Source organism: Pantoea sp. SGAir0175, from assembly GCF_043547855.1.
On sequence record NZ_CP028081.1, the window covers coordinates 1380945 to 1405562 of the forward strand.

23 protein-coding genes are annotated in these 24618 nt (G+C 61.7%); 15 read left to right on the forward strand and 8 right to left on the reverse strand.

All coding sequences use genetic code 11. The annotated features are described in order from the left end of the window. Positions 1–22 precede the first annotated feature (22 nt). From fadI to sixA, 3 genes are all read left to right on the forward strand, one after another. Positions 23–1333 (forward strand): acetyl-CoA C-acyltransferase FadI, encoded by a 1311-nt coding sequence (fadI, locus tag C1N56_RS06300; protein WP_394517275.1) that lies wholly within the window; start codon positions 23–25, stop codon positions 1331–1333. Then, the gene (gene fadJ, locus C1N56_RS06305) at positions 1333–3462 is read left to right on the forward strand and encodes a fatty acid oxidation complex subunit alpha FadJ (protein WP_394517276.1); all 2130 of its coding nucleotides are present in this window, start codon (positions 1333–1335) and stop codon (positions 3460–3462) included. Before fadI ends, fadJ begins: the two co-directional genes overlap by 1 nt. A 195-nt stretch (positions 3463–3657) precedes the next feature. Continuing rightward, positions 3658–4140 (forward strand): phosphohistidine phosphatase SixA, encoded by a 483-nt coding sequence (gene sixA / locus C1N56_RS06310; protein WP_021509155.1) that lies wholly within the window; start codon positions 3658–3660, stop codon positions 4138–4140. Between the two features lie 454 nt (positions 4141–4594). Here the strand turns inward: sixA and smrB are convergent, their stop codons facing one another. Continuing rightward, a complete protein-coding gene (smrB, locus tag C1N56_RS06315) occupies positions 4595–5143 on the reverse strand; it encodes an endonuclease SmrB (RefSeq protein WP_021509156.1) in 549 nt (182 codons plus the stop codon). Between the two features lie 153 nt (positions 5144–5296). Between smrB and prmB the strand changes: the two genes are divergently transcribed. The 6 genes from prmB to C1N56_RS06345 all read left to right on the forward strand — a co-directional run bounded on the left by prmB (position 5297) and on the right by C1N56_RS06345 (position 9928). Next, on the forward strand, positions 5297–6229 hold the full coding sequence (gene prmB, locus C1N56_RS06320; protein ID WP_021509157.1) for a 50S ribosomal protein L3 N(5)-glutamine methyltransferase: 933 nt from the start codon (positions 5297–5299) through the stop codon (positions 6227–6229). A gap of 46 nt (positions 6230–6275) precedes the next feature. After that, the gene (gene aroC, locus C1N56_RS06325; protein WP_166711784.1) at positions 6276–7361 is read left to right on the forward strand and encodes a chorismate synthase; all 1086 of its coding nucleotides are present in this window, start codon (positions 6276–6278) and stop codon (positions 7359–7361) included. A 5-nt stretch (positions 7362–7366) separates the two neighbouring features. Further along, complete coding sequence (gene mepA / locus C1N56_RS06330) at positions 7367–8194, forward strand: penicillin-insensitive murein endopeptidase (RefSeq protein WP_394517277.1); 828 nt, start codon at positions 7367–7369, stop codon at positions 8192–8194. A 9-nt stretch (positions 8195–8203) separates the two neighbouring features. Then, a complete protein-coding gene (locus C1N56_RS06335; RefSeq protein WP_058758411.1) occupies positions 8204–9001 on the forward strand; it encodes a sulfite exporter TauE/SafE family protein in 798 nt (265 codons plus the stop codon). A gap of 66 nt (positions 9002–9067) precedes the next feature. After that, a complete protein-coding gene (locus C1N56_RS06340; RefSeq protein ID WP_394517278.1) occupies positions 9068–9613 on the forward strand; it encodes an elongation factor P hydroxylase in 546 nt (181 codons plus the stop codon). 33 nt (positions 9614–9646) lie between these two features. Then, complete coding sequence (locus C1N56_RS06345) at positions 9647–9928, forward strand: YfcL family protein (protein WP_010617478.1); 282 nt, start codon at positions 9647–9649, stop codon at positions 9926–9928. A gap of 29 nt (positions 9929–9957) precedes the next feature. Here C1N56_RS06345 and mnmC read toward each other — a convergent pair whose 3' ends face one another. Then, entirely contained in the window at positions 9958–11970 is a 2013-nt protein-coding gene (mnmC, locus tag C1N56_RS06350; RefSeq protein WP_275028276.1) for a bifunctional tRNA (5-methylaminomethyl-2-thiouridine)(34)-methyltransferase MnmD/FAD-dependent 5-carboxymethylaminomethyl-2-thiouridine(34) oxidoreductase MnmC, read from the reverse strand. A gap of 155 nt (positions 11971–12125) precedes the next feature. On the opposite strand from mnmC, the gene fabB reads away from it, so the two are divergent. Further along, the gene (gene fabB / locus C1N56_RS06355; protein WP_021509164.1) at positions 12126–13346 is read left to right on the forward strand and encodes a beta-ketoacyl-ACP synthase I; all 1221 of its coding nucleotides are present in this window, start codon (positions 12126–12128) and stop codon (positions 13344–13346) included. Between the two features lie 62 nt (positions 13347–13408). Here the strand turns inward: fabB and C1N56_RS06360 are convergent, their stop codons facing one another. Next, positions 13409–14827, reverse strand: a complete 1419-nt coding sequence (locus C1N56_RS06360; RefSeq protein WP_394517279.1) for a MocR-like pyridoxine biosynthesis transcription factor PdxR — start codon at positions 14825–14827, stop codon at positions 13409–13411. Between the two features lie 86 nt (positions 14828–14913). Here C1N56_RS06360 and C1N56_RS06365 point away from each other — a divergent pair, with 86 nt between their 5' ends. After that, positions 14914–15357, forward strand: a complete 444-nt coding sequence (locus C1N56_RS06365) for a rhodanese-like domain-containing protein (RefSeq protein ID WP_058769886.1) — start codon at positions 14914–14916, stop codon at positions 15355–15357. Positions 15358–15371: 14 nt separating this feature from the next. Here the strand turns inward: C1N56_RS06365 and flk are convergent, their stop codons facing one another. The 4 genes from flk to C1N56_RS06385 all read right to left on the reverse strand — a co-directional run bounded on the left by flk (position 15372) and on the right by C1N56_RS06385 (position 19463). After that, a complete protein-coding gene (gene flk, locus C1N56_RS06370; protein WP_059009109.1) occupies positions 15372–16403 on the reverse strand; it encodes a flagella biosynthesis regulator Flk in 1032 nt (343 codons plus the stop codon). A 118-nt stretch (positions 16404–16521) separates the two neighbouring features. Beyond that, positions 16522–18030 (reverse strand): tripartite tricarboxylate transporter permease, encoded by a 1509-nt coding sequence (locus tag C1N56_RS06375; RefSeq protein WP_058782030.1) that lies wholly within the window; start codon positions 18028–18030, stop codon positions 16522–16524. A gap of 12 nt (positions 18031–18042) precedes the next feature. Further along, positions 18043–18474: a tripartite tricarboxylate transporter TctB family protein gene (locus C1N56_RS06380; protein ID WP_058769887.1), complete on the reverse strand. Its 432-nt coding sequence runs from the start codon at positions 18472–18474 to the stop codon at positions 18043–18045. Positions 18475–18485: 11 nt separating this feature from the next. Continuing rightward, a complete protein-coding gene (locus tag C1N56_RS06385; RefSeq protein WP_058769888.1) occupies positions 18486–19463 on the reverse strand; it encodes a Bug family tripartite tricarboxylate transporter substrate binding protein in 978 nt (325 codons plus the stop codon). A gap of 120 nt (positions 19464–19583) precedes the next feature. On the opposite strand from C1N56_RS06385, the gene tctD reads away from it, so the two are divergent. Next, positions 19584–20255 (forward strand): transcriptional regulator TctD, encoded by a 672-nt coding sequence (tctD, locus tag C1N56_RS06390; protein ID WP_394517280.1) that lies wholly within the window; start codon positions 19584–19586, stop codon positions 20253–20255. Continuing rightward, positions 20246–21622 (forward strand): sensor histidine kinase, encoded by a 1377-nt coding sequence (locus tag C1N56_RS06395; RefSeq protein ID WP_394517281.1) that lies wholly within the window; start codon positions 20246–20248, stop codon positions 21620–21622. Before tctD ends, C1N56_RS06395 begins: the two co-directional genes overlap by 10 nt. Here C1N56_RS06395 and C1N56_RS06400 read toward each other — a convergent pair. Beyond that, positions 21609–22514, reverse strand: coding sequence for a DMT family transporter (locus C1N56_RS06400; RefSeq protein ID WP_394517282.1), 906 nt, complete (start codon positions 22512–22514; stop codon positions 21609–21611). The genes C1N56_RS06395 and C1N56_RS06400 overlap by 14 nt on opposite strands. A 95-nt stretch (positions 22515–22609) precedes the next feature. Here C1N56_RS06400 and C1N56_RS06405 point away from each other — a divergent pair, with 95 nt between their 5' ends. After that, positions 22610–23389 carry an AraC family transcriptional regulator gene (locus tag C1N56_RS06405; protein WP_241798275.1) on the forward strand — a complete coding sequence of 260 codons (780 nt, stop codon included), beginning with the start codon at positions 22610–22612 and terminating at the stop codon, positions 23387–23389. A gap of 57 nt (positions 23390–23446) precedes the next feature. Further along, positions 23447–24583: a 4-phosphoerythronate dehydrogenase PdxB gene (gene pdxB, locus C1N56_RS06410; RefSeq protein ID WP_394517283.1), complete on the forward strand. Its 1137-nt coding sequence runs from the start codon at positions 23447–23449 to the stop codon at positions 24581–24583. The last annotated feature ends 35 nt before the right edge of the window (positions 24584–24618 follow it).

Below are 24618 nucleotides of genomic sequence, written 5' to 3' on the forward strand. Positions count from 1 at the left end.
TCGTAAATTACAGGTGAGTGCAATGAGCAAAGCGCAGCCGCTGCTGACGCGTCAGGGCGAACGTATCGCCATTACCCACGGATTACGCACCCCGTTTGCCCGCCAGGCAAGCGACTTTCACGGCATTCCGGCGCTGGAGCTGGGGCGCATGGTGGTCAGCGAATTAATGGCGCGCAGCGAATTGCCGGTGGAGGTGATCGATCAGCTGGTGTTCGGCCAGGTGGTGCAGATGCCGGAAGCCCCCAACATCGCGCGTGAAATCGTGCTAAGCAGCGGACTGAGCGTGCACACCGATGCCTACAGCGTGAGCCGCGCCTGCGCCACCAGCTTTCAGGCGGTGGCCAACGTGGCGGAAAGCCTGATGGCCGGGACCATTGATGCAGGTATTGCCGGTGGCGCCGACTCCTCCTCGGTGCTGCCGATTGGCGTCAGCAAAACGCTGGCGCGCGCGCTGGTTGATCTCAACAAAGCCCGCACCCTGAGCAAAAAATTACACATCTTACGCCGCCTGCGCCCACGCGATTTGTTGCCGGTGCCGCCGGCAGTGGCGGAATACTCCACCGGTTTACGCATGGGCGACACCGCCGAGCAGATGGCCAAAACGCACGGCATCACGCGTGAGCAGCAGGACGCGCTGGCGCTGCGCTCGCACCAGCGTGCGGCGCAGGCCTGGCAATCCGGCGTGCTGGCGCAGGAAGTGATGCCGGCATTTGTGCCGCCGTGGAAAGCACCGATTGAGCAGGACAACAATATTCGTTTTAACGCCAGTGCGGCGGATTATGCAAAGCTGCGTCCGGCGTTTGACCGTCGCCACGGCTCGGTCACCGCGGCCAACAGCACGCCGCTGACCGATGGCGCGGCGGCGCTGATTCTGATGCGCGAAGGGCGCGCGCGTGAGCTGGGCATTACACCGCTCGGTTACCTGCGCAGCTATGCGTTTGCCGCGATTGATGTCTGGCAGGACATGTTGCTCGGACCGGCCTACGCGTCGCCGCTGGCGCTGGAACGCGCCGGCATCACTCTAAGCGATCTGACGCTGATCGACATGCATGAAGCCTTTGCCGCGCAAACGCTGGCTAACCTCAAACTGTTTAACGATGAACGTTTTGCGCGCGAGGTGCTGAAGCGCGATCGCGCGCTGGGCGAAGTCGACGAGACGCGTTTCAACGTGCTGGGCGGTTCCATCGCCTACGGTCATCCGTTCGCCGCCACCGGCGCGCGCATGATCACGCAAACGCTGCATGAGCTGCGGCGGCGCGGCGGCGGCTTAGGGCTGGTGACCGCCTGTGCCGCTGGCGGATTAGGCAGCGCGATGGTTCTGGAGGCCGAATAATGAGTGAATCTGCATTCCATTTACAGATGCGTCCGGATCACGTTGCGGTGATCACCATTGATGTTCCGGGCGAAAAGATGAACACCCTGAAAGCGGAGTTTGTGCCGCAAATCCGCGCGGTGCTGGCGGAGGCGCGCAGCGATGCGCAGCTGGCGGGCATCGTGCTGATTTCGGGCAAACACGACAACTTCGTCGCCGGTGCGGACATCAGCATGATCGCCAGTTGTGAAACGGCGCAGCAGGCTGAAGCGCTGGCGCGGCAGGGACAGGAAGTGATGGCGGAGATCGCCGCGCTGCCGTTCCCGGTGGTCGCCGCCATTCATGGAGCCTGTCTTGGCGGCGGGCTGGAGCTGGCGCTGGCCTGCGATGCGCGCATCTGCTCGCTGGATGAGAAAACCCGTCTCGGCCTGCCGGAGGTGCAGCTCGGCCTGCTGCCCGGTTCCGGCGGCACCCAGCGGTTGCCGCGTCTGATAGGTGTGCAGCAGGCGCTGCCGCTGATCCTCAGCGGCAAACAGTTGCGCGCTAAGCAGGCGCTAAAGCTTGGCCTGGTGGATGATGCCGTACCGCAGGCGATTCTGCTGGCAACCGCCGTGGCACGTGTACATAAAGGAAAGCACGCCGCATGCAGCCTGTCGCGCCGCGATCGCCTGCTGCAGGGGCCGCTGGCGCGTCCGCTGCTGTTTACGCTGGCCAAACGCCAGACCGATGGTAAAACCCACGGTAACTATCCGGCCACCGACCGCATTTTGCAGGTGGTGCGCATCGGGCTGGAGCAGGGCAGCGCCGCCGGTCACGCCGCGGAAGCGCGTGCGTTTGGCGAGCTGGCGATGACCGCGCAGTCGGCCGCACTGCGCAGCCTGTTTTTTGCTTCCACCGCCCTGAAGAAAGAGCCGATGGCGGATGCGCCGCCGCGCCCGCTGCAGCAGATTGGCGTGCTGGGCGGCGGGCTGATGGGCGGCGGGATTGCCAGCGTCACCGCGCTGAAAGCCGGTCTGCCGGTGCGAATCCGCGATATCAACCTTAACGGCGTTAACCACGCGCTGCAGTACAGCTGGGATTTGCTGAGCAAAAAGGTAAAACGTCGCCAGCTCAAGCCGGCGGAACGCCAGCAGCAGATGGCGCGCATCAGCGGCGGCACCGATTATCAGGGCTTCCGCCAGCGCGATCTGGTGATCGAAGCGGTGTTTGAGGATCTGGCGCTGAAGCAGCAAATGGTGGCCGAGATTGAAGAACACTGTCAGCCGCACACTATCTTTGCGTCTAACACCTCCTCGCTGCCGATTGCGCAGATCGCCGCCGGCGCGCAGCGCCCGGAGAATGTTATCGGCCTGCACTTCTTCAGTCCGGTAGACAAGATGCCGCTGGTCGAGGTGATTCCGCATAGCGGCACTTCAGCACAGACGCTGGCCACCACGGTGGATCTGGCGCGTCGTCAGGGCAAAACCGCCGTGGTGGTGGCTGACCGTCCCGGCTTTTATGTTAACCGCATTCTCGCGCCCTATATAAATGAAGCCATGCGCTGTCTGCTGGAGGGCGAGCCCATTGAACACATTGATAGCGCACTGGTGAAATTTGGTTTCCCGGTCGGCCCGCTGCAGCTGCTGGATGAAGTCGGTATTGATGTCGGCAGCAAAATCAGCCCGATTCTCGAACAGGCCTACGGTTCACGCTTCAGCGCGCCGCAGGCGGTGAGCGCTATCCTGGCCGACGATCGCAAAGGGCGCAAAAACCAGAAAGGTTTTTATGATTATCAGCGCACGCGCTGGCCGCGCAAACGTCAGGCCGATGCCAGTCTGTACCGCCTGCTGCAGTTAAAACCCCAGGCGAAACAGAGCGAGCAGCAGATCGCCACGCGCTGTGTGATGCTGATGCTTAACGAGGCGGTACGTTGTCTCGACGAAGCGGTGATCCGCAGCGCCCGCGACGGCGACATCGCGGCAGTGTTTGGCATCGGGTTTCCGCCGTTTCTCGGCGGGCCGTTCCGCTATATTGACCAGCGTGGTGCGGGCGAGATCGTCAATACATTACGTACATTAATGCAGCAATACGGCGAGCGTTTTACGCCCTGTGACGCGTTAGTGGCAATGTCAGAAGGGAAAACGAATTTTTACACTTCTGCACATTCATGAATAGCCGCACGGATTCAGCGGGTTAGAATCGGGGCCGCGCAGTGCCTGGCGCGGCACCATTCTGAGATGTGCTTATTTAATAAACAACCGGTTGACTATACTCAAGCCATTGGGGTAAAACACAGCGTTCATTCGCAGAATGAAGCGTCTGGTGCTGTGGTACCCGGCGATATCGACAAACAACAGCGGTGCTTTATGCAAGTTTTTATCATGCGTCACGGCGACGCAGCTCTGGAAGCAGCGAGTGATGCGGTTCGTCCTCTCACCCTGTGTGGCTGCGACGAATCACGTCAGATGGCGAGCTGGCTGAATGGTCAGACGCCGGGAATCGATAAGGTGCTGGTCAGCCCTTATCTGCGCGCCGGGCAAACGCTTGCCACGGTACGTGAAGCGCTGAAACTGCCGGAAGGGCAGGAAGTGCTGCCAGAACTGACGCCAGGCGGCGATCCGGGCATGGTCGCCTGTCATTTACAGGCGCTGGCGGTGCAGGGTGCGCACGCAGTGCTGGTGATTTCGCATCTGCCGCTGGTGGGTTATCTGGTATCTGAACTCTGCCCGCAGGAAGCGCCACCGATGTTCGCCACCTCCGCCATTGCCTGCGTGGAGTTCGATGCCGACGCCTGCGAAGGCAAGCTGGCGTGGCAGGTGAGTCCGGCCAAATTAGCCAAAGCCATGTAATTCCCCTTCATACTTCAGGCTGCAGCTGCGTTGGCTGCGTCAATTCACCCCAGTCACTTACTGATGTAAGCTCCTGGGGATTCCCCGTCATATTTCAGGCCGCAGCGGCGTTGGCTGCGTCAATTCACCCCAGTCACTTACAAATGTAAGCTCCTGGGGATTCATTTCCTTGCCGCCTTGCTGCAACCTGAATTATTTTGGGGAATGATGTGCGTTCAAACCGCAGCTGCGTTGGCTGCGTCAATTCACCCCAGTCACTTATTCACATAAGCTCCTGGGGATTCCCCGTCATATTTCAGGCCGCAGCGGCGTTGGCTGCGTCAATTCACCCCAGTCACTTACTAATGTAAGCTCCCGGGGATTCATTTCCTTGCCGCCTTGCTGCAACCTGAATTATTTTGGGGAATGATGTGCGTAATATTCCTGAACCGCCGCTGAGTAAATACCTGGCCGGTCAGGGTAATTCCGGCGGCTGCCACTCTTCGACTTCAATCAACACCAGCAGCGCGGCGTCGCCGCCAAACAGTTTGGGTGCCTGGTGAAACGCCATCACGTGCGGATGCTGTGCCAGCCACAGCGGGGTTTGCTGCTTGAGAATGTGCTTGCCGTGGCCGGTCATCACGCTGGCACAGAAAATATGCTCGCGGCGGCAGGCGGCAATCAGCGCGCCGAGTTCCTGTTTCGCCTGAAGCTGGGTTAACCCGTGCAGATCGAGAAAAATCTCTGGCGTGTAATCGCCACGCCGTAATTTTTTCAGCTCGTAATGGCTGACGTCGGCGCGTACATAGCGCGTCGGCCCGTCGCTGGAGAGCAGGGGCTGAAACTCGTCGGAGAAATAATGGCTGTTATCGGCCTGCTCAGACAGCAGCCGCTTCAGCGGCACTTCACGGCTTTTCACTGCCGGTTTGTGCACAATCGTATCCTGTTTCAGCTGGCGCGTACCGCTCATTAGCTGGCGGAACAGCGCCTGGTCGTCCTGGCTTAGCGGCGTCTTTTTACTCATGTCTCAGTGAATCATCAGAAATGGCGGGTGTCTGGCCGTTACCTTACCGCTAAGCGTCAACAAATGTCAGCTTTTTCACCTCGCTGCGCTGAATTCTGCCCGGCTTCATGGCACACTATCGGCCGATTGATTTTATGGCCTGCGGAGGGCTACGTGGACAAGATTTTCGTCGATGAGGCAGTGAACGAACTGCACACCATTCAGGATATGCTGCGCTGGGCAGTAAGCCGCTTTTCGGCGGCGGGCATCTGGTACGGCCACGGCACGGACAATCCCTGGGACGAAGCGGTCCAACTGGTGCTGCCGACGCTGTGGCTGCCGCTGGATATTCCGGAAGACATGCGCCACGCGCGCCTGACCGCCAGCGAACGTCACCGCATCGTGGAACGCGTAATCCGTCGCGTTAACGAGCGCATTCCGGTGGCCTACCTCACCAACAAAGCCTGGTTCTGCGGCCATGAATTCTATGTCGATGAGCGCGTGCTGGTGCCGCGTTCACCGATTGGCGAGCTGATCGAAAACCGCTTTGCCGGCCTGATCGACGGCGCGCCGCGCCATATTCTCGACATGTGCACCGGCAGCGGCTGCATCGCCATCGCCTGTGCGTACGCCTTCCCGGAAGCGGAAGTGGATGCCGTGGATATCTCCACCGACGCGCTGGCCGTGGCTGAACAGAATATTGAAGAGCACGGGCTGCTGCATCACGTCACGCCGATTCGCGCCGACCTGTTCCGCAATCTGCCGCAGGTTAAATATGATCTGATCGTCACCAACCCGCCGTACGTCGATGCCGAAGACATGGACGACCTGCCGAACGAATATCGCCACGAGCCGGAGCTCGGTCTGGCCGCGGGCAGTGACGGCCTGAAGCTGGTGCGCCGCATCCTGGCCTGCGCGCCGGACTACCTCAGCGAGCAGGGCGTGCTGATTTGCGAAGTCGGTAACAGCATGGTGCACATGATGGAGCAGTATCCGGACGTGCCTTTTACCTGGCTGGAGTTTGATAACGGCGGTGACGGCGTGTTCATGCTGACGCGCGACCAAATCGTCGCGGCGCAGTCGCACTTCTCATTCTATAAAGACTAAAAATCGGGGCGAGCGCTCGCCCGCAACATCGCAACAAGGAACCCCCATGGCCGGAAACAGCATCGGACAACTTTTTCGCGTTACCACCTTTGGCGAGTCGCACGGTATTGCGCTTGGCTGCATTGTTGATGGCGTGCCGCCCGGCATCCCGCTGACCGAAGCCGATATTCAGCACGATCTCGATCGTCGTCGTCCCGGCACTTCGCGCTATACCACCCAGCGCCGCGAGCCGGATCAGGTGAAGATTTTGTCCGGCGTGTTTGAAGGCCTCACCACCGGCACCTCCATCGGTCTGCTGATTGAAAACACCGACCAGCGTTCGCAGGATTACAGCGCGATTAAAGATCTGTTCCGTCCCGGCCATGCGGATTACACCTACGAACAGAAATATGGCCTGCGCGACTATCGCGGCGGCGGCCGCTCCTCGGCCCGCGAAACCGCCATGCGCGTGGCGGCCGGTGCCATTGCTAAAAAGTACCTGCAGATGAAGCACGGCATCGTGGTGCGCGGCTATCTGGCGCAGATTGGCGACATCGCCTGCGAACTGAAAGACTGGAGTATCGTGGAAGATAACCCATTTTTCTGCCCCGATGCCGACCAACTCGATGCGCTGGACGAACTGATGCGCGCGCTGAAAAAAGAGGGCGACTCCATCGGTGCCAAAGTCACGGTGATGGCCGAAAACGTGCCGCCGGGCCTCGGTGAGCCGGTGTTCGATCGCCTTGACGCCGACCTGGCCCACGCGCTGATGAGCATCAACGCGGTGAAAGGGGTGGAGATCGGTGATGGTTTCGCGGTAATCAACCAGCGCGGCAGTCAGCACCGTGATGAAATCCGCAGCAACGGTTTTCAAAGCAACCATGCCGGTGGCATTCTCGGCGGGATCAGCAGCGGCCAGACCATCAGCGCCAACCTGGCGATGAAGCCCACTTCCAGCATCACCGTGCCGGGCAACACCATCACCCGCGACGGCGCGGAAGTGGAGATGATCACCAAAGGCCGTCACGATCCCTGTGTTGGCATCCGCGCGGTACCGATCGCGGAAGCGATGATGGCGATTGTGCTGATGGATCACCTGCTGCGCCAGCGTGGGCAGAACGCTGACGTCAACAGCAGCGTCCCGCGCTGGTAAGCCGCATGATACGCCGCCTGCTTATCTCCCTTGCCGCGCTGCTGTGCAGTGCGGTCAGCCTGGCTGCCACGCCGTGGCAGCAAATCCATCAACCGATTGCCGGCAGCCCGCAGTCCATCGGCGGCTTTGCTAACGGCTGTATCGTCGGGGCGCAGCAGCTGCCGCTCAACTCGCCCAACTATCAGGTGATGCGTCAGGATCAGCGTCGTTATTACGGGCATCCGGACCTGATCGCCTTTATCCAGCGCCTCAGCACCCAGGCGCATCAGCTGCAGCTGGGCCAGGTGCTGATTGGTGATATGGGCATGGCCGCCGGCGGACGTTTCAGCAGCGGCCACGCCAGCCATCAGACCGGCCTCGACGTGGATATCTGGCTGCAGCTGCCGCAGAGCCGCTGGACGGCACAGCAGCTGCTGAAGCCGCAGCCGCTCGATCTGGTTGGGCCGGACGACCGCCAGGTGATCGCGCGTCACTGGCAGCCGCAGATCGACAGCCTGATCAAGCTGGCGGCGAAAGATGACGACGTCACGCGCATCTTCGTCAATCCGGCGATTAAAAAGCAGCTTTGTGCCGATGCCGGTAGCGATCGTGCGTGGCTCAACAAAGTGCGGCCGTGGTTTGCCCATCGGGCACACATGCACGTGCGCCTGCGCTGTCCGCCGGGCAGCCTGGAGTGTGAAGATCAGGCGCCACCACCGCCGGGCGATGGCTGCGGCGCAGAGCTGGAGAGCTGGTTCCTGCCGAAGAAGCCGGGCACTACGCCGCCGGTGAAGAAGTCGCCGCCGCCGTTGCCGCCTTCCTGCCAGGCATTACTTGATAAGCATCTACTGTAGGAACCTGAGATGGATCTGTTTGTTGTCAGCCCGGTGGTGCTTGGCGTGCTGTTTCTGGTCGCGGTGCTGGCGGCCTTTATTGATTCCATCGCTGGCGGTGGCGGTCTCCTGACCGTGCCGTCGCTGCTGGCGGCCGGTCTTTCGCCGGCGCAGGCGCTGGCGACCAACAAGCTGCAATCGGTCGGCGGCTCCTTCTCGGCCAGCCTCTATTTTGTGCGGCGCGGCGCGGTGAAACTGCGCGAGCAGCGGCTGAATATCGCCATGACCTTTCTCGGCGCGATTGGCGGAACGCTGCTGATTCAGCATATTCAGGCTGAGATACTGCGCCAGATACTGCCGCTGCTGCTGATCAGCATCGGGCTGTGGTTCCTGCTGATGCCACGTCTTGGCGAGGCCGATCGCGAGCAGCGTCTGCACGGCCTGGCGTTTGCGCTGGTGGGCGGCGGCTGCGTTGGCTTTTACGATGGCTTCTTCGGCCCGGGTGCAGGCTCGTTCTATGCGCTGGCCTTCGTCACGCTTTGCGGCTTCAATCTGGCGAAAGCCACCGCCCACGCCAAAATCCTAAATTTCACCTCCAACTTCGCCAGTCTGCTGTTCTTTATGTTCGGCGGCAAGGTGGTGTGGGGCACCGGCGTGATTATGCTGCTGGGGGCGTTTATTGGCGCACGCCTCGGCGCCAGGCTGGTGCTGAGCCGCGGTCAGAAGCTGATTCGCCCGATGGTGGTGACGGTGTCTGCTGTCATGAGCGCTAAGCTGTTGTGGGACAGCCACGGCAGTGTCATTCTCGCCTGGTTTGCCGCACTGTAATCCGCACTCGTCAAAACCGGCCGCCAGTGCGACAATGGCGGCGGTTTGTTTAAAGATTAAAATATTATGAGTAAAGAGCACCATTATCAGCAGCTGGTGGAGATTTTTGACAGCTGCTTTGCTGACGATTTTCAGACGCGTCTAATTAAAGGCGATGATGAACCTATTTATCTTCCAGCGGATGACACCTCACCGTGGCACCGCGTGGTGTTTGCCCATGGCTTTTACGCCAGCGCGCTACACGAAATTTCGCACTGGTGCATTGCCGGTGAAGCGCGGCGCAAGCTGGTGGATTTTGGTTACTGGTACTGCCCGGACGGGCGCGATGCGCAAACGCAGGGCCAGTTTGAAGCGGTGGAGATTAAGCCGCAGGCGCTGGAGTGGCTGTTCTGTGTGGCAGCCGGCTTTCCCTTCAACGTCAGCTGTGACAATCTCGACGGCGATTGTGAACCGGATCGCATCGCGTTTCAGCGCAAGGTGCATACGCAGGTGATGCATTATCTGCAGCATGGCATTCCGGCGCGTCCGGCGCGCTTTATTGATGCGTTAGCCAGCTATTATGGTACGCCTGCACTGACGGCGGCACAGTTTCCGTGGCCGGAAGATCTGTGAGCCGCACTCCGATAAATGAAGGATGATGAGAAGATGATCGTAGAATTCGAGTCCCGCATTCTGGCGCTGATTGACGATATGGTCGAACACGCCAGCGACGACGAACTGTTTGCCAGCGGTTATCTGCGTGGCCATCTGACGCTGGCAGTAGCGGAAATTGAGCAGAGCGGCGAACACACGCCGGAAGCGCTGCAAATTCAGGTCACCAACAGCCTGCAAAACGCCATCGCCGCCGGTGAGCTGTCGCCGCGCGACCAGGCGCTGGTGGTGGGCATGTGGGATAACCTGTTTACCCAGGCGCGCCTCACTGCCTGACTGGCCGGGGCGATCGCTCGCCCCGCGCTTTAGCGTCCTGCCTTTTTCCCTTTAAGCAATTTGCGCACCCAGTAACGGTTGGGATGCAGCGCCGCCAGCGTGCTGCTGTCCAGCGGCTGCGGCTCGCCACTCATTTGTGCCGCCAGCACTTCTGCCGCCAGCGGCGCGCTGCACAGTCCGCGCGAACCCAGCGCGCCGAGCACGAACAGGCCGGGATGCACCGGCGCTTCCGCAATATGCTCGCCGCGCGCGCGCTGCGCCGGTAAATCCGCATACTCACTGAGCGTTGCCGCGTAATCCGGCACGCTGCCGCTCATCGGCAGGTGATCGCGCGTGGCGCAGCGCACGCCGCTGCGCGCTTCATCAGCGCTGACGTCAACCTGCGTCGGCCAGCTGACCTGCGGCAGACAGTTAATCAGCCGCTGGCGATTCTCCTGCTGATCGTCGGCGCGGAAAGCGGTTACCGTCTCACCGCGATGGTAGCTGGCACCGATGCAGTGCGTGGCAAAGTTCGGGCTGACCGGGGTGAGATAGCCGTCGTAACACAGCACGGTGCGCAGCGGGTTCAGCGCCGCGTTGGTCGGCACATGGCTGACCTGACCGGCCACCGCATACACCGGCAAATCGCGGCTTTGCCCGATCGCCTGCAGCGCATGGCCGTTGGCCAGCACCACCTGCTGATGGCTTACCGCAGGCTGTTGGGCGAACTGCAGCGTCCAGCCTGCCTGCTGGCGGACCAGCTGCGTCACGCGATGCAGCCAGTGCATGCGCAGCCCCTGAGTCTGGGCATACTCCAGCAGATTGCTGGTGAGCTGTGACGGCGACAGCCAGCCGCCCTGTGGATAGAAAATGCCGCCGCAGTCGAGATCGACGCCGGCCAGCTGCTGCGCCTGCTGCGGGCTGACGCCGTGCGCCAGCTCGTGCGGCAGATCCATGCTCAGCATCTGCGCGATCTTCTCTGCGCTTTTGGCATCCCAGCCGAGCTGCAGCACGCCGCTCCACTGATGTTCGAACATCACCGGCAGCGCATCGTACAGGCGGCGGGCAAAGCTGAATGCCGCCGGGAAAAAAGTGGCGAGCGCCGGATCGTGCTGGTTAAGCAGCGGATAGAGCGCGCCCTGACGGTTACCCGATGCGCCGAGCGCTGGGGCGGCATCGGCGCAGTACAGCGTAACCTGCCAGCCACGCCGCAGCAGCGCCAGCGCCAGCACCGCGCTGGCCACGCCGCCGCCAATCAGCGCCACCTCGCGGCTGGTGGCCTGCGGACGCGCATACCACGGCTGAGCCGGTTGCTGCCCGGGGGCGCTGTCCAACACGCCGGTCAGCATTTCACGCTTGTGGCCGAAGCCTTTGCGCTTCGCCACGCTGAACCCGGTCTGCTGTAAGCCCCGCCGCACAAAGCCCGCCGAGGTAAAGGTGGCGAAGGTGCCGCCGGGACGCGCCAGCCGCGCCATGGCGGCGAACAGTGCCGGTGTCCACATCTCCGGGTTTTTCGCCGGCGCGAAGCCATCTAAAAACCACGCGTCGACCTGGCCGTTGAGGCTGTCATCAAAAGTATTAATCAGCGCGTTAATATCACCCAGCCACAGATCCAGCGTCACCTCGCCGCCATTGAACAGCAGGCGCTGACAGCCGGGCAGGGCCAGCGGCCACTGCTGCTGTAACTGTCCGGCCCACGGGGCCAGTTCCGGCCAGTGCGCGTGCGCGCTCACCAGATCGGCGTGGGTCAGCGGGTATTTTTCGCAGCTGATGAAGTGCAGGCGGCGCAAGCCGGCTTGCGGATGGGCGGCGCGGAAGCGATCGAACGCCTGCCACAGGGTAAGAAAGTTGAGTCCGGTGCCAAAACCGCTCTCGGCAACGATGAACAGATCGCGCGGATGGGCGGCAAATCGCTGTGGAAGATGGTTACCGTCGAGGAACACATAGCGCGTCTCCTCCAGTCCGTTGTCGTTGGAGAAATAGACGTCGTCGAACGCTCGGGAAACAGGTGTACCCTGATCGTTCCAGTTTAATTGCGCGTGTTCAACCGGGGATAACTTCACGGGAAAGGCTCATTTTTCAGGCAGTGGCGCGATTTTAGCGAGTGGCGTCACATGACGCAAATTTACAAAAGGAAATGGCTGATCGGACTTGTTCGGCGTACAACTGTAAGCTAGAGTGCACGTCAATCCAAAAGAAGTGGAATGAGGACTATTGAATGAAACGTGCAGTGATTACTGGCCTGGGTATCGTTTCCAGTATTGGTAATAACCAGCAGGAAGTGCTGGCTTCCCTGCGTGAAGGCCGTTCCGGAATCACTTTCTCCGAAGAGATGAAAGATGCCGGCATGCGCAGCCATGTATGGGGTAACGTCAAACTGGACACTAACGGGCTCATCGATCGCAAAATCGTGCGTTTCATGAGTGATGCCTCAATCTATGCCTATCTGTCGATGGCAGAAGCAATCAAAGATTCCGGCCTGACGGATGAGCAGTACCAGAACAATCCGCGCGTCGGTCTGATTGCCGGTTCCGGTGGCGGTTCCCCGCGTTATCAGGTGTTCGGTGCCGACGCAATGCGTGGCCCGCGCGGCTTGAAAGGCGTTGGCCCGTACGTGGTGACCAAAGCGATGGCGTCCGGCGTCTCTGCCTGCCTGGCCACGCCGTTCAAAATCCACGGCGTTAACTACTCCATCAGCTCGGCGTGCGCGACGTCAGCACACTGCATCGGTAACGCGGTGGAGCAGATTCAGCTGGGCAAACAGGATGTGGTATTTGCTGGCGGCGGCGAAGAGCTGAGCTGGGAAATGGCCTGTGAGTTCGACGCCATGGGCGCGCTCTCGACTAAATACAACGAAACCCCGGAAAAAGCGTCGCGTACTTACGATGCCAGCCGTGACGGTTTCGTGATCGCCGGCGGCGGCGGTATGGTGGTAGTGGAAGAGCTGGAGCATGCGCTGGCGCGTGGTGCCCACATCTACGCTGAGATCGTCGGCTACGGCGCAACCTCTGACGGCGCTGACATGGTGGCACCGTCAGGCGAAGGCGCGGTGCGTTGCATGAAGATGGCGATGCAGGGTCTGGATACGCCAATCGACTACCTCAACACTCACGGCACGTCAACGCCAGTCGGCGACGTGAAAGAGCTGGGCGCGATTCGCGAAGTGTTTGGCGACAACACGCCATACATCTCTGCGACCAAAGCCATGACCGGTCACTCGCTGGGTGCGGCAGGTGTGCAGGAAGCGATTTACACTCTGCTGATGCTGGAGCACAGCTTCATCGCGCCAAGCATTAACGTGGAACAGCTGGATGACGCAGCGAAGGGCATGAACATTGTGACGCAGCCAACCGAAAAAGCGCTGACCACGGTGATGTCCAACAGCTTCGGCTTCGGTGGCACCAACGCCACGCTGACCCTGCGTAAATACCAGGCGTAACGCTTACGCTAATGCTCAAAGGCCGGTTAATCCGGCCTTTGTTGTTTTTGTCGCTGACGGATTCAGGTTGCCAGCAGCCTTACCAGCTTCGCGCAGGCGCGGTCAATTTCGCCGGGCGTCAACGCCGCAAAGCCAAGTATCCAGCCCTGCTGTGGCGATGCGCCGGCGTAAAGGGGCGAAAGCCGCGGCAGCAGCAGACCGTCGGCCTGCGCCTGCTGCGTGAGCCGCGCCTCATCTCCCTGTAATAACTCAACCGTCAATTGTAACCCGCCTGTCGCCGGCATCGGCCGCAGCCACGGCTGCAGATGCTGTTCGATCTGTGTCAGCAGCCGATCGCGCCGGCTATGATAGAGCTGACGCATCAGCCGCAGGTGGCTGGCGAAATAGCCTTGCTGGATAAATTCGGCGGTGATCGCCTGCGGCAGCAGGGCGCTGTGGCCGTCCAGTACGCTGCGTGCGCGACCCAGCGCCGTCACCAGCGCCGCGGGCACCACCATCCACGCCAGCCGCAGCGATGGAAACAGGGTTTTGGAAAAAGTCCCCAGGCTGATGACCCGGCTATCGGCTTCCATGCCCTGCAGCGCCGGCGCCGGGCGACCGTCATAATGAAATTCACTGTCGTAGTCATCCTCGATCAGCCAGCTATCGTGCTGACGTGCCCACGCCAGCCACTGCAGCCGCCGCGCGAGGCTCATCGGTGTGCCGGTCGGATACTGGTGGCCGGGCGTCAGATACACCAGTTGCGCCCGGCCGCTGAGTGGTAGCGCGCCCTGATCGTCCAGCGGCATGGCGCGGCAGCGGGCACCGGCGGCGAGAAAGGCGTTCCGCGCGCCACGGTAGCCCGGCTCCTCCAGCCACACTTCATCCTCTGCATCCAGAAACATCAGCGCCAGCAGCTGCAGCGCCTGCTGTGAACTGGTGAGCATGATGACCTGCTCAGCCGTACAGCGCACGCCGCGCGACAGCGCCAGATAATCCGCCACCGCCTGGCGCAGCGGCGCATAACCGAGCGGATCGCCATAGCCCATCACCTGACTGCCCAGCGCGCGCTGTACGCTGTGGCTCAGCCGCTGCCACTGGCGGTGCGGAAACGCGCGCAGTTCCGGTGATCCGGCGGCAAAGGCAAGGGGAAAAGGGGGATCCTGGCAGCCACCGGTCGCCAGCACCTGCGTGCCGCGCTGCGAAAAGCGCGGTGCGCGCTGCGCTGTCGCCTTTTCCGCCGGTGGCGGCAGGGCGATAGCGACGAAGGTGCCGCGTCCGCTGTGCCGCTGCACGTAGCCTTCGCTCTCCAGCTGGCTGTAAGCGGCTTCAACCGTCACGCGTGACAGCGCCAGATCGGCAGCCAGCTGGCGGCTCGAAGGCAGCTTCTGCCCGAAGCGCAAATGGCCGCTGACAATGGCCTGGCGCAGCGTGGCGCACAGCCGCTGACGTAAGCCGCCCTGCGTCTGATGGCGAAACAGCGGCAAAAAGGCGTGGTGCATAATGGTCTTATTGTTCCGGTCAATGTGGTATCAGGATGCAGACCACTTTGCCGTACACTGCAGGGACATCACAACAGGAGAATGCCATGTCAGCCGTTTTGTTTTATCCGCCCGCCAGCCCGCAGCACAGCGTGGCTTATTTGCAGCACAAACTCAGCTATTACACCGATGCCTGGGATCTGGCGGCGGATTTGGCGCAGGGCGTCACGCAGATTGTGGTGATTGATGCCCGCAGCCGCGACGCGTATCAGGCCGGACATATCTGCGGTGCGCTGTCGTTGCCGCATCGCGAGATGGATGCAGCCAGCACCGCGCGGCTCGATCGTCACCGCGTCTACGTGACTTACTGCGACGGCATCGGCTGCAACGGTTCGACCAAAGCGGCGCTAAAGCTGGCTGAGCTGGGGTTTCAGGTTAAAGAGCTGATTGGCGGGCTGGATTTCTGGAAGCGCGACGGCCACCCGATGGCGTGGGGCGCGGCGGCAGGCGAGTGGCCCGCCGCGGCACCCGCGGCGGAGTGCGGCTGCTGAGTGCGATGGCTTAACTACAGCAGCAGCCAGAGCAAAAAGAAGAACAGCGCCAGGCCGAGCACCAGCGTCAGCGCCGGGCGCTGCGCCAGTGGACGCGGCAGAATTTCGACAAACGGTGCCCAGATTGGCTGCGGACGCAGCTCGCTGTCGGCCAGCGGCGTTTCGCTGTTGCGCTCGGCGCGGCGGCTGAACAGCAGCATCAGCAGATCCTGGCTCTGCGCCGGCGTCAGCAACGTCTGCGGCGTGGCCTGGAAGCGCTGCAGGCTGTAATCCTCCAGCATGCGCTGCTCGTCGTGGCTCAGCGGCTGTTTGAGCGAGCTTTCCAGCAGCTGCAGCGTCGGCGCGCTGTGCTGGCTCAGCGTCTGGCGCACCTGTAAAAACTGCGTCAGCAGCGGGAAGTGGCGTGACGGAACCGGGTCGCCGCTCTTCAGATTGACCAGTTTCAGCGTGTCGGCCAGCACTTTTACCGGCGATTCCCCGGTCGCGGCGGCAAGGCGCGTGACCTGCTGGTTGAGCGCCTGCTGTTCGGCCGGTAACAGGGTGCGATCGGTAGTGCGCGTCTGCTGCGGCTGCGGGATTGCCATCTGACCGTTCTGCAGCATGGTCAGCACCTGACGCAGCTGATCCTGGCTCAGCGCGCTCAATACCGTCTGATTAAACTGCTGACGGATAAAGTCGCTCACCGCCTGACGATTGTTGCCCTGCGGCAGTTTTTCCAGCAGCTGCTGCAACAGCTGGCGCGTGGCGTGGCTGTTCTGCACCTGGGTCAGACGGCTGTTAAGATGCTGCTCGGCCGCCGGAAAGTGGCGCGACTGCAGTTCGGCGTCATTTTTTACGCCCACTTCATGACGGATGCCAGCCCACAGTTCGGGCGCTTTCAGCGTGCTGAGTGACATGATACGGACGATCAGGCGTTCCAGCGTGGTGCGCTGGGCCGGGGAGAGCGGCTGTTCACCTGCCGCAGCGCCGGGGCGGCCTGCGCCGTTAGCCGGGTTAACAGATGAACGATCGCCCGCGGGCACACCGGGACCGCTGAGAGGTTGCATGGCGGAATCCTTGAAAACGAGTCAGATCCGGGTGCGCCGGAAAAACGATGGCACATGATAGCAAAAGCCCCCGGGAAATCCACGGGGGCGGCAGGGAGAAAAACAATAAGACACGGATTTATTCGGCGGCGGCCAGCTTCATGCGCTTGCGACGCCAGCGCTTCCACAGCGGCGGCACCACCAGCACGGCGACAGCCAGCACCAGCAGCACTTTACAGATCAGGCTTTCCCACAGAATCGGCAGGTTGCCGTTGCTGATTGACAGCGCGCGGCGCAGGTTCTGCTCCAGCATTTCGCCCAGCACAAAGCCGAGAATCAGCGGCGACATCGGGAAATCCATCTTACGCAGGATATAGCCGAAAATGCCCAGCCCGACCATCAGCAGCAGGTCAAACGTAGTGCTGTGCACCGCATACACGCCCACCGCCGAAATCGCGGCAATTGCCGGTACCAGGAACCACAGCGGAATGGTCAGCATGCGCGCAAAGATGTTGATCATCGGGATGTTCATGATCAGCAGCATCACGTTACCGATCAGCAGCGCGGCGATCAGGCCCCAGACGATGTCCGGCTGCTCGGTAAACATCGCCGGACCGGGCGTGATGTTGTACAGCGTCAGCGCGCCGACCATCACCGCCGTGGTGCCGGAGCCGGGAATGCCCAGCGTTAGCATCGGGATAAACGATCCGCAGGCTGAGGCGTTGTTCGCCGCTTCCGGCGCTGCCACGCCGCGAATGTCGCCCTTGCCAAACTGATCGCTGCCGCTGATTTTCTTCTCACTCATATAGGCAATGGCGCTGGCGATGGTGGCACCGGCACCTGGCAGCACGCCGACAAAGAAACCAATGAACGAGGAGCGCAGCGTTGCGCCGGTAGCCTGCGCCGCCTCTTTCATATTGAACAGCATGCGGCCGCTGGCGCGCACCATTTTCTGGCCGCTGCTGGTGGATTCCAGCATCAGCAGAATTTCGCTCACCGAGAACAGGCCGATGACCACCACCACAAACTGAATGCCGTCCGAGAGATGCACGCTGTCGAAGGTAAAGCGATAGACGCCGGTGTTGGCATCAACGCCCACCGTCGCCATGCCGAGGCCGATCAGCGCAGCAAGAAACGACTTCAGGGGGTTGTGGCTCATCATGCTGCCGAGACAGGCAATCGCGAACACCATCAGCGCGAAGTACTCTGCCGGACCAAACGCCAGCGACCAGTTAGCGAGGATTGGCGCAAACAGAATGATGCCGATGATGGCGATGGTTGAGCCGATGAATGAGCTGACCGCCGAGATCGACAGCGCCACGCCGGCTTTGCCCTGCTGCGCCATCGGATAGCCATCCAGCGCGGTCATGATCGCGCCGGCATCCCCCGGCACGTTAAGCAGAATCGACGAGATGCGCCCGCCATATTCGCAGCCGATGTACACCGTTGCCAGCAGGATCAGCGCGGATTCCGCCGGTAAGTGCAGCGCAAACGCCAGCGGCATCAGGATCGCGACGCCGTTAATCGGCCCAAGCCCCGGCAGCAGGCCGACGATGGTGCCGATAAAGCAGCCAATCAGGGCGATCATCAGGTTTTCCGGCGTCATGGCGACGGCGAAACCCTGCATCAGAAAAGACCAGGTATCCATAATTGACTCCTGTTAACTGAACCAGCTGCCGACCGGCAGCGTAACGTCCAGCAGACGATCGAAGGCGTAAAACAGCGCCACACCCATTACCACACCGGAGAGGACGGCTGCCCACCAGCGTGCGCCAAACAGCATGCCGATGCCGAAGGTCAGCAGCGTGGTACACAGGGCAAAACCCAGCTTCTCAAACAGCCAGCCGTACACCATCAGCATCACGCACAACGCCAGCAGCTTTTTCAGCGTTGCCGCCACCGGCCACTGTACGGCGTCCGGCTTGCGCAGCAGCATCATCACCGCGCAGATCGCCATCAGACCGAGCAGCAGCAGCGGGAAAGGGCGCGGGCCAACCGGCTCGTAGCTGTACTCGCTTTGAATCTGCCAGGCGATAACCATCCCGACGATGCAGAGCACCAGCCACACCGCCGCAAAGATACGATCGCTCATCTGTGCCTCCGTTATTTCGCCAGGCCGAACGATTTCGCCTGTTCACGGTAATCTGCCACCTGTTTCTTGACGTAGGCGTCCAGCTCGCTACCGAACAGGTTGAACTCAAACAGGCCGCGCAGATCGCGCTGCTGCTGAAACTCTTTGGTGGTCACCAGTTTTTTAAACGTCTGTTCCCACCACTGATAATCGGCATCGCTGACTTTGGGGCCGAGGTAATAGCCGCGAATGATTGGCCACTCGACGTTGAAGCCCTGCTCTTTGGCGGTCGGGATGTCAGCCAGTTCGCCCGGCAGACGTTTATCGCTCATTACCGCCAGCACGCGCATCTTGCCACCCTGCAGGTGCGGCACCATTTCACTCATGTCGCCTGATACCACCTGGATGTGGTTGCCGAGCAGCGCGGTAACCGGTTCGCCGCCGCCTTCAAACGCCACATAGCGCATTTTGCGCGGATCGATACCGGCTTCCCGCGCCAGTAGCGCGGTTTTCATCCAGTCCTGGCTGCCGATCGACGCGCCGGCGCCGACCACCACTTTGGTCGGATCCTGTTTCATCGCCTCCAGCAGTTCGCCCAGCGTTTTCCACGGCGCATCAGCGCGCACGGCGACCATGCCGTAGTCCGTGCCAATGGCCGCCAGCCACTTCACGTCATCCACTGAGTAACGACCAAACTTGCCCTGTGACAGGTTCAGCAGCGACCCGCCGGAGAAGGCCACCAGCGTGCCTGCTTCGGCGGGCCGCTGCGCAATGATGGCGTTATATGCCACGGCACCGACGCCGCCGGGCATGTAGGTCACGCGCATCGGCGTGGTGATCTGCCCGGTTTCCTGCAGGGAAACCTGGATCAGTTTACAGGTCAGATCAAAACCGCCGCCGGGTTTGGCCGGGGCGATACATTCGGTCCGCTCGGGTGCCGCAGCCTGTGCCGCAGAAAGAGAGAAAGCCAGCAGGGTCGTGGCGAAGGCGGTGCGCATTGTTTTTTTCATCTGTCGCTCCATTGTTTCTTCCAGAGTGTGATTGCCACCGAACATTCGGGGTTGCTGAATTGTTAAAACAGCAACCTTTCATTTACCTTTCAGCCATCGGCAAAACTAACAGGATGTGATATGCGTCTCTTACTGGTGGAAGATACCGTCGAGCTGGCCAACTGGCTGCAGAAAGCGCTGACGCAAAAAGGCTTCGCCGTGGACTGGGTAGCCGACGGCGTGGCGGCGGATCATGTGCTGCAAAGCGAAGACTATGCGCTGGTGGTGCTGGATGTGTCGCTGCCGCGGCTCGATGGCCTGGCGGTGCTGGCGCGCCTGCGCAAGCGCGGGCAACGCGTGCCGGTGCTGCTGCTCACCGCACAGAGCGCGCTGCAACAGCGCGTGCAGGGGCTGAATGCCGGCGCCGATGATTACCTCACCAAGCCGTTTGAGCTGGACGAGCTGGACGCGCGGCTGCGCGCGCTGCTGCGCCGCAGTCAGGGCCAGGCCACGCAGACGCAAAGCCTCGGCCAGCTGGAGCGCGATGCGGAAGGCTATTTCCTGCTGAATCACAAACCGCTGCCGCTGACGCCGCGCGAGGCCAGCGTGCTATCGACGCTGATGCAGCGTCCGGGGCGGCCGGTGTCGCGCCAGCATCTGTACGAGCAGACCTTCACGCTGGCGGATGAGGCCAGCCCGGAGAGCATCGAGCTGTATGTGCATCGGGTACGCAAAAAGCTGGCGGGCAGCGACGTGGCGATCATCACGCTGCGCGGCCTCGGTTATAGCCTGGAGTGCCAGCCGTGCGACTGATTCACTCGCTGCGCGGCGAATTGCTGGCATGGCTGGGGGTGCCGCTGCTGCTGCTGTGGGGATTATCGGTCTACACCCACTATCAGAGCGCGTTGCAGGCGGCAAATCAGGCCTACGATCGCTCGCTGCTGGCCTCGACGCGCACCGTGGCCGAGCGGCTGGTGGTACGTCATCAGCGGCTGGAGGTAGATGTGCCATGGGTGGTGCTGGACAGCTTTGAGCGCAACATGAACGATCAGCTGTTCTACCAGGTGATTTCGCCTGAAGGGCACACGCTGTCCGGCTACCCTGATTTACCGCTGGTGCCGGGCAACGCGCCGCTGTCCGATGTCTATCCGGCGCTGGTGCATTTCTACGATGCGCACTACCGCAAGCAGCCGATTCGCGTGGCCGCGCTGTGGCAGCCGGTGAACGAGGAAGGCGTGCAGGGCATGGCGCTGGTACTGGTGGCGGAAACGCTTAACTCACGCCACGCCTTTGCCGACAGTCTGCTGCGCACCGCGCTGATCAGCCAGAGTTTTCTGGTGCTGATCACGCTGCTGCTGGCCGGGCTGCTGCTGCGGAAAGTGCTGCGCCCGCTGCGCCGGCTGTCACGCATGATGCTGCGCCGCGCGCCGGACGAACTGACGCCGCTGCCGTCGCTGCTGCCGTGGTCCGAACTGCAGCCGCTGATCGTCGCCTTCAACCGCCATCTGGAGCGGCTGCGCGGGCTGCTGGCGCGGCAGGAACGCTTTAGCGCCGATGTATCGCACCAGCTGCGCACGCCGCTCACCATTCTGAAAACCCAGGTGGGCGTCGCGCTCAGCAGCGACGATCCGCAGCAGTGGCGCGAAAGCCTGCAGGGCATGCGCCACACGCTGGACGACACCGTCCAGCTCACCGATCGCCTGCTGCAGCTGGCGCAAATCAAGGCGCGCCACGGCGAAGACAAGCCTTTCAGTGAGGTTAACCTGAGCGACATCGTGCAGCAGGCCTGTTTCAGTGGTTATGCGGCGGCGCGGCGTAAACAGATCGACCTGGGGTTTGAAGAGCAGACGGCGAGCCAGGTGCAGGGCGATGCGCTGCTGCTGGCCGAGCTGTGCGCCAATCTGCTGGACAACGCTATCAAATACACGCCACACGGCGGCACGGTGACCGCGCGGCTGCGGCAAAAGGTGCTGGAGATTGAAGACAGCGGGCCGGGCATCGCGGCGGATCAGCAGCGGCAGGCGCTGCAGCCGTTTGGCCGGCTCGATCACGCCAGCCAGCCCGGGGCGGGCATTGGACTGGCGCTGGTGCAGGATATCTGCGCCTGGCACGGCGCGCAGCTGCAGCTGGACCGCAGCCCGCAGCTGGGCGGCCTGCGGGTGACGGTTAGCTTTCGCTGATCGGCGGAGTCATCGCGCGCGCTTTACGCAGCGGGGTTTTCAGCCGCTGCGCCAGAATCACCCCGACCAGCGTCAGACCGCCGCCAATCCAGTGATAAGCATGCAACTGTTCGTGCAGGAACAGCACGGCAATGATGGCGGTAAACACCGGCACGAAGTTCATGAAAATACTGGTGGTGCTGGCGCCGAGGCGCTGCACGCCAAGGATCCACAGGAACGGCGCCACAATCGAGGCAAACAGCCCGGCGAACAGCACCAGCGGAATATTGTCGGCGTTCAGCGCCACCTCCGGCGCGTGCCAGAAGCCGGGCAGCAGCAACAGCACGCCGAAGAAGATTTGCACGTACAGGCTTTGCCATGTCGGCAGCGGGATTGCCCAGCGCTTCGTCAGTACGCCGTACAGCGCGTAGGAGGTTGAGGCTGCCAGCATCATCAGCTCGCCGTTGCCGAGGCGCTGACTCAGCAGCTGCGCCGGGTTGCCGGCGCTCACCAGCCACACCAGCCCGGCAAACGACAGCAGGCCGCCAATCAGAATGCCGCGCGTCGGCGCAAGGCGCAATACCACCAGGCTGAGCAGGATGGTCAGCAGCGGAATGGTGGCGCCGAGAATCCCCATCATCACCGCCGAAACGCTGTGTGCCGCATAATAGGCGAGGCTCTGGTACAGCACCATGCCGAGCAGGCCCAGCACCAGCAAGCGCCACAGCTGGGTTTTGATGGTGTGACGATGGCGCCATACACCCGACAGGCAGAACGGCGTGAGCACCAGCAGCGCCAGCAGCCAGCGGTAAAAAGAGATGGCAGCAGGATCGATACTGCCGGCAGACAGCTTGCTGACGATGGTGTTGATCGACCAGATCAGCACTGCCACCAGCGGTAACAATAAGTTCATAGTACGGCTCCAAATGTAAATCGCGACTAGCTTACGTTTGACCGGTTTAAAGCAGATAGTTAAAATCGGACAAAATTCGTTAGTGACCGGACAGAATGAATCTTCAGGTTGAGTATCAGCCACCGCGCGACGCGCCGCTGCTGCGTTTTTTCATGCGCTATGAGCAAACCAACGCCAAAACCGAATACCTGCCGCACCAGCACGACTGGGGCCAGGCGATATTTGTCACCAGCCACGTGCTGGAGATGGAAGTGGAGGGCGAGCGGCTGCTGACGCCGGCCGAGATGCCGATCTGGATCCCGCCCGGCCAGCGCCACAGCAGCTACAACCACTGTCAGGCGCAGTTTCGCACCTTCAACCTTGCCGCTGATTTATGCGCCGGCATGCCGGAGAAAGCCTGCCTGCTGAGCGTGGACGCCATCGTGCACGCCATCATGAATGATTTTGCCCGCCGCGCGCTGGAGCAGCCGCACAGCGACGCCGACTGGCGGCTGTGCGAAGTGCTGATTGATCGGCTGCGTCTTGCACCGGTGAACACCAGCTATCTGCCGATGTCCGACGATAAATTCCTCGCGCCGATTCTGCGCGCGCTGGAAGAGAACCCGGGTGATAACACCACGCTGGCACAATGGGCGAAGCGCGTGTTTACCACCGAGCGTACGCTGGCGCGGCGCTGTCAGCAGCAGCTGCAGATGTCATTCAGCGAGTGGCGCCAGCGTTTACGCTTTTTGCGCGCGATTGCGCTGCTGGAGCAGGGCTGCAGCGTGCAGGGCATCGCCCACGAGCTGGGTTACAGCTCCGCCTCTGCGCTGATCGTGATGTTTCAGCAGCAGGCGGGCACCACGCCGGATCGCTATCGCAGTCGGTTAGGTTAATCCCCGGCTTTGTGCCATGATATGCCCCGTTTATTTCAAGCAGACAGGACCGCCGCCGTGAAAATTCTCGTCGATGAAAATATGCCCTACGCCCGTGAACTGTTCAGCCGCACCGGAGAGGTGGTGGCGGTGCCGGGCCGCCCGCTGCCGGCAGCCGAACTGCAGGATGCCAGCGCGCTGATGGTGCGCTCCGTCACCAAAGTGGATGCCGCGCTGCTGGCCGGCACGCCGGTGAAGTTTGTCGGCACCGCCACTGCTGGCACCGATCATGTCGATGATGCCTCGCTGGCGGCGGCCGGTATCGGCTTCTCGGCCGCGCCGGGCTGTAACGCGATTGCGGTGGTGGAATATGTGTTCTCCGCGCTGCTGCTGCTGGCCGAACGCGACGGCTTTGATCTGCGCGATCGCACCGTTGGTATCGTCGGCGTCGGTAACGTGGGCGGACGGCTGGCTAAACGCCTCGCCGCGTGGGGAGTAAAAACCCTGCTGTGCGATCCGCCGCGCGCCGATCGCGGCGATGATGAAGATTTCCACTCGCTCGACGCGCTGGTGGCCCAGGCCGATATCCTGACCTTTCACACGCCGCTGTTTAAGGACGGCCGCTACAAAAGCTGGCATCTGGCGGATGCCGCGCTGCTGATGGCGCTGCGCCCCAACACCATTCTGATCAATGCCTGCCGGGGTCCGGTGGTGGATAACGCCGCGCTGCTGGAGGTGCTCCGGCTGCGTAACGATCTCAGCGTGGTGCTGGACGTCTGGGAACCGGAGCCGGATCTCAACCTCGATCTGCTGGATAAGGTCGATATCGCCACCGCGCATATCGCCGGTTATACCCTTGAAGGGAAAGCGCGCGGCACCACCCAGGTGTTTGAGGCGTGGAGCAAATTTATTGGTCAGCCGCAGCAGGTGGCGCTGGACACGCTGCTGCCGCGCCCCGAGTTTGGCACCCTTACGCTGCACGGCAAGCTCGATCAGCCGACGCTGAAACGCCTGGTACATCTGGTGTATGATGTGCGCCGCGACGATGCGCCGCTGCGCAAAGTGGCCGCGCAGCCGGGCGAATTTGATCGCCTGCGCAAGCAGTATGTCGAGCGCCGCGAGTGGTCTTCGCTGCAGGTGATCTGTGATGAGGCGGAGAGTGCGGCGCTGCTCAATCAGCTTGGCTTCAGCGCCACGCTGCAGGCGAATCACTAATCTCTGATTTTTCTGAATTAATGGGCGATGCATGT